General features: G+C 66.1%; 6 protein-coding genes. 4 read left to right on the top strand and 2 right to left on the bottom strand.

Going from position 1 to position 5,010, the window contains the following annotated elements; genetic code table 11:
* The 3 genes from VGF12_RS20945 to VGF12_RS20935 form a co-directional block, all read left to right on the top strand.
* Positions 1-747 (top strand): NmrA family NAD(P)-binding protein (locus tag VGF12_RS20945; protein WP_331177988.1); only part of this gene is annotated, 747 nt, incomplete at its 5' end.
* On the top strand, positions 744-1,841 hold the full coding sequence (locus VGF12_RS20940; protein WP_331177987.1) for a hypothetical protein: 1,098 nt from the start codon (positions 744-746) through the stop codon (positions 1,839-1,841). The genes VGF12_RS20945 and VGF12_RS20940, both read left to right, overlap by 4 nt.
* 297 nt (positions 1,842-2,138) lie before the next feature.
* Positions 2,139-2,609, top strand: coding sequence for a hypothetical protein (locus tag VGF12_RS20935; RefSeq protein ID WP_331177986.1), 471 nt, complete (start codon positions 2,139-2,141; stop codon positions 2,607-2,609).
* Positions 2,610-2,632: 23 nt separating this feature from the next.
* Here VGF12_RS20935 and VGF12_RS20930 read toward each other — a convergent pair whose 3' ends face one another.
* Entirely contained in the window at positions 2,633-3,139 is a 507-nt protein-coding gene (locus VGF12_RS20930; protein WP_331177985.1) for a hypothetical protein, read from the bottom strand.
* A 245-nt stretch (positions 3,140-3,384) separates the two neighbouring features.
* Between VGF12_RS20930 and VGF12_RS20925 the strand changes: the two genes are divergently transcribed.
* Entirely contained in the window at positions 3,385-4,038 is a 654-nt protein-coding gene (locus VGF12_RS20925; protein WP_331177984.1) for a DVUA0089 family protein, read from the top strand.
* Positions 4,039-4,350: 312 nt separating this feature from the next.
* Here VGF12_RS20925 and VGF12_RS20920 read toward each other — a convergent pair whose 3' ends face one another.
* Positions 4,351-4,911, bottom strand: coding sequence for a hypothetical protein (locus VGF12_RS20920; RefSeq protein WP_331177983.1), 561 nt, complete (start codon positions 4,909-4,911; stop codon positions 4,351-4,353).
* Positions 4,912-5,010 lie beyond the last annotated feature (99 nt).

The raw sequence follows: 5,010 nt of genomic DNA, 5'->3' as shown, positions 1-5,010 counted from the left end.
CCCGGCACGCTCGGCGCCGCACTGGAGGGCGCCCATGGCGTGTTCGGCGTCACTGACTTCTGGGAGCACTTCAGCCCCGAACGCGAGCTGCGCCAGGCCGCGCAGTTGGCCAGCGCCGCCGCGCGCGCCCGTGTGCGGCACCTGATCTGGTCCACCCAGGAGGACACGCGTGTCGGGACCGATTGCTGGGCCGTGCCGCAGATGGACGCCAAGGGGCAGGCCGACGCCTTCTTCCGCGCGCTGCCGACGACCTATTTGCTGCCCTCCTTCTACTGGGACAACTTCATCCACCTTGGCCTGCATCCGCAGCGCGAGCCTGACGGCCACCTGCACTGGCCGCTTCCGCTCGGCACTGCGCGGCTGAGCGGCATCGCGGCCGAGGACATCGGCAACTGCGTCGCGGCGCTGTTCGTGCAGGGCGAGGCGGTGGTGGGTGAACGCATCGGCCTGGCGGGGGAGCAATTGACCGGCCCGCAGATGGCCGACGTGCTGTCGCGCGTGCTGGGTGAGCCGGTGCGCCACCAAGCTGTCACGCCCGAGGCCTTTGGTCGTCAGCCGTTTCCCGGCGCCTCGGAGATGGCGCGCATGTTCGCCTACCAGCAGGCCGAGGAGGCGGGATACTGCGCCGCACGGTCGCCCGAGGTGGCCCGTGCACTGCACCCGGGACTGCTGGTCTTCGCGCAATGGGCTCAGGCGCGTGCCGACGTGCTGCGCCATCTTGCCGGCGCGCCGAAGGAGCGGGCATGAGAGCCGCCATCGCCCTCGTCGCCGCACTGATGGGAATCGCGCCCGCCCAGGCCGCGATCGACTGCTGGATCGATGCGCCCCACCCACAGACTGCCGACCGCCTGCCCAGCGGCCACGTCAGCGTCGCGCCACTGCAGCACGCCCTTCAGCAGCTGAACGCGCTGCTGCACCGCCAGCCTGCGCTGCAGGCACTGCCGCGTTCGCGCCTGCGCAGCAGCTGGCAGATCGCTGGCCAGTGGACGCTGCCGGCCCGTGGCGCTCATTTCCTGCTGCGTGACCATCGCGAATCCATGTGGTTGGGTCGCTGCGATCTCGTCAAGGGCGCGGACCGGCTGGAGCCGCGGGCTTCCATCGTCATACAGGTCAATCAGCCCGAGGCCTTCTTCGCCACAGCCGTGCCCGAGTTGCGCGACGAGCAGTTCTCAGCCTGGCGCGAGATCTTTCCGACCGGCCAGGTCCAGGGCCGACCGCTCTACGACGGCCACATGCTGGTCATCACCGCGGACAACCGCCTGCCCTGGGTGCCCGTGACGACAGCCGACTACCTCGACTTCACCGAGCGTGACCTGATGCGGCGGCACGCCGAGGCTCGGGCGGCGCTGGACAGCCAGCAGGCAGCGATGGCGCCGGCCGCTCGGGAGGCCCAGATCCAGCGCGTGGTGGAAGGCATGCGGCGCGTGGATCCAGCCCAGGCTGCACGGTTGGAGCAGGAGCTGCGCGCCAGTCTTGCAGCCGAATCGCGCGCGATCGAGTCCTCCGCGGCAAGGCGACGGAGCCGAGGGCTCGATGAAGACCCCATCGGTCGCCAGCTCGACAAACTGCGTGCGTACCGCAGCAGACTGGGCGCGGCGGAACTGGCCGCCCAGGCCCGCCTGGGCCTGAACGGCCTGCAGGATGATGTCTATCCGGCGGATCGCTACCCGGCCCTGGTGCGCCCCGATCCGGACTATCCGTGGGACCGCCTGCAGCCGAGCCGGCCGCAGATGCTGATGGTGTCGGTGCGTGGCACCGGCGAGTTCGAGGCGCCCATGGCGGACGTACTGGGCCAGCTCGATATCGCTGCGTTGGAGCGGCTGGTGCGCAAGGCGCCCTGAGCGCTCGCCGCGGGGCATCACGTTCGCGCGATCCGAGAACGACGAAACCCCGCAGCCAGCAAGGCTTCGTTGCTCCTGTCGACAAGTGGCAGGAACTCCTGGCCGGACTGAGAGGGGGTGTTGAGAAGGGGGCTGTGTCTTGGATGAATCGCAGGTTCGAGCTCGGGTTTGCGGCGCCCGAGGGGAAGCGCTTGCGCCGCCGGTTGCCCCAGGACAGCATCTGCTCTTCAATATCGCTGCATTGCGGCCTATCGGCGGGGGACAAGCATGCAGCCAAAGCGAACTTCCACGATTCTGGTGCTCGGCGTTGTCACGCTCATGCTCTATCTGCTTTGGTCCGACAGACCCGCCGAGCATTCCCAGGGCATGGCGGCCTTGCCAACGCCGCGCGAGTCCATTCCGCCCATCGAGGTGGCGCGGGCCGGCGATGGCGCATCGCAACCTGGTGTCGTTGTGCCGATCAAGGTGGAAGAGCCTTTGCGTGGCGGGAGGCCCGCGCTGCAGACCATTCCGGTGACCGAACCGGTGCCGGAGCGAGGCGCATTGCGGCGCGAGAAGCTCGATGCAGTGGCCAAGCCCGTACCAGCCGTTACGCCCGGCGTGCAAGCGCTGCAGGCCATTCCTCCGCAGCCCGTGGAGAACCTTCAAGCCGCACCGCGCACGGCGCTCCAGGAGGTGCCGGCGCAGCCACTGCCTCCGGTTTCACGCGCGCCTTATGGGCCGGTGCAGCAGCACGGGGACGGCGCGCCAAGTGCGCCTCAACGCTGAGGCGCCCCGTTGCTGCAGCGAGCCTACGGCGCCACGTCCACCAGATAGCCGCTCAAGCCCAGTCGGTGGCGGCTGTCGGCAAAGATGGTGTTGGCTGCCGAGGTCCCGTATTCGAGCATCGGCGCCTCGCCGGCCTCGTAGACCAGATCCACAGACTGTGTCGTGCTGCCGACGGAGCCGTAATAGGCAGCCGCCAGCGGTGGCACCGGGAAGATGGCGGCAATTTCCTTGGACGCGCCCACGTGCACGACCAAGATCCCGCTGAAGTTCGCCGAGAAGAAGGTGGCGTACACCGTTGTCACGCGCAAGCGCTTGCCCACCGGCACGGTGGGGAACGTCGCGACGCACTGATTCGTGAAGGGGCAAGTCGGCTGCATCTGTGTCGTGTAGGGCACGCGTGCAGGCTCATCCACGCTGCGAACCATCGCTGGTTTGATCTGGGCGTGAGCCGCCGGTGCAGCTGCAACAAGTAGACCCAGCACGGCAAGCAAGCCTCGGCCGATTGCGGCCGTCATAGTGATAGCTCTCATCTGAGACCTCCTATTCATGGCTCGGACAACGCAATGTGCGCTGTCGATTGGTTCGCATACCGCCCCAGCGCCGAAAGACTTTGGCGCATCAGCAATGCGGGTGCAAACCATGGCCCGAGACTCCTTCCGCTCGATCAACTAGAGGTGTCCCCGTAGATTGGGGGCAAAGCATCTATGGCCAAGGCTCAAGCCCCGCGACTAGGATCGACCAAGCGCCTGTTGCACCAAGCGCAGCGAGGGAAGTCATGAGCGTTTTGCGTTGTTGCGCGGCTGTCGTCGCGCTGACCTTATCGGCTCAGGTCAGCGCCGGACCGACGACGACTTCCTATGTCGGGACGCTGGCAGAAGCTCAGGACGTCGCACTGATCCAGTTCAGTGTTGCCGTCGCTGGCGCCGTCAACTTCCAGACCTGGGGATTTGGTGGTGGCGTCAATGGCGCCGGAACCAATATTGCGGCTGACGGCTTTGATCCATACCTGTCCCTCTTCTCGGGCACGGGAGCGGGGGCCACCTTTATCGCGTCGAATGACGACGGTCTTTGCCCCCCGGGCAATACGGTGTCAGGCCTGTGCCGTGACGCGACGCTGTTGCAGTCGCTGGCTGCCGGGGACTACACGCTCGTCATTTCGCTCACGGGCAACATGTCCTTTGCCGAGAACCTGGGAAGCGGCACGCTGGGGGATGGCTTTATCGGGCTCTTCACGCCCGACTTCTATAACAACGAGCTGCAGGCCCTGTTGACCGGCGATTACGCGGTGGACATCACCACGGATGCCGGCACGACGCAAACCGTTCCCGAGCCCGTCACATTGGCGCTGGCCGGCCTCGGTCTGCTGGCCACCGCCATCGCGCGCCAGCGCCCGGGTAGGGCTGCAGCTTGGCCGGCGATTGGCGCGTGAGCAGGGTTAGCACGGTCTTCAAACCGGCTCCTAAGGATTTCAGCGGTTTTTTTTGCCGCCGGCAAGTTTGCCGCACGTAGAGCCCCGAGAAGTTCGCATTTGAGGCCGCTCCAGACTCCATCGCCCGAGTTGTCTCGGTGGTCAGTTCTCCGGGCAGATTCATACGCTGTGAGCTCGGTTCGCCGGCATTTCCGCCAGTCGCTGGGCCGCAGTGCAGGCCATCGAGGATGGCACAAGGCGTACCGCCAATTTTCCCTCTGGCGTGGTCAACGACCAATCCGGCACCGATTCGGCACTACTTCAGAGGCGAGTCTAGGCCGCCTCGTCAGGGCCCCAGTCTGGCAGGTTCACGTAGTACCGCGTCGAGCGGCCAGCGCCTGTCCGGGTAAGCAGTTTGAGGTCCTCCAGCTCGATGAGTTCTCTCGACGCCGTGGCGCGCGAAGTGCCTGCAATGCTCTCGTACTTTTTGGTGCTCATGCCACCCTCGAAGCCGTTGGGGCCGGCATCGAGCAGCAGGTTCACGACCTTGCGTTGACGTTCGCTAAGGGCCTTGTTGCTGTGGTCCATCCAGAACCGTGTTTTGGCCAGCGTGTGGTCGACGGTCCTGGATGCTTCGTCGCATGACACCTGGACCTGATGCACGAACCACAACACCCAGTCGGTCACATCGAGCCCTCCGTGCTGGGCGCGCTCAAGCTGCTCGTAATACTCGTTTCGGCGGTCGAGCAGGCGCTGCGACGTGCGAATCAGGCGGCTGGCCTCGCCGCTGTCCCTGGCCAACACCAGGTCTACCCACACGCGTCCGACGCGGCCGTTGCCGTCTTCGAACGGGTTGTCATTGATCGGCGTAATCCGGCCACTCGCGATCGGCATTTACCGGCCACTTGAGCCTGTGCCGAGGGGCGTCTCGAACGACCCCGTAGGGGCCTTCATTTTGCGGTGTTTTCAGGGCCCTTCGATCCCCCCTTTTTC

The sequence above is a fragment of the Roseateles sp. genome, from assembly GCF_036404855.1.
Classification (GTDB): Bacteria; Pseudomonadota; Gammaproteobacteria; order Burkholderiales; family Burkholderiaceae_C; genus Pelomonas.
The sequence above is the reverse complement of the archived record's forward strand: the minus strand, read 5'-3'. Positions and strand labels throughout refer to the sequence as shown.

Excerpts from the sequence above, each read along its gene's own strand:
- VGF12_RS20940 (WP_331177987.1), top strand. The coding sequence starts at position 744 with ATGAGAGCCGCCATCGCCCTCGTCGCCGCACTGATGGGAATCGCGCCC.
- VGF12_RS20930 (WP_331177985.1), bottom strand. The coding sequence starts at position 3,139 with ATGAGAGCTATCACTATGACGGCCGCAATCGGCCGAGGCTTGCTTGCC.
- VGF12_RS20925 (WP_331177984.1), top strand. The coding sequence starts at position 3,385 with ATGAGCGTTTTGCGTTGTTGCGCGGCTGTCGTCGCGCTGACCTTATCG.
- VGF12_RS20920 (WP_331177983.1), bottom strand. The coding sequence starts at position 4,911 with ATGCCGATCGCGAGTGGCCGGATTACGCCGATCAATGACAACCCGTTC.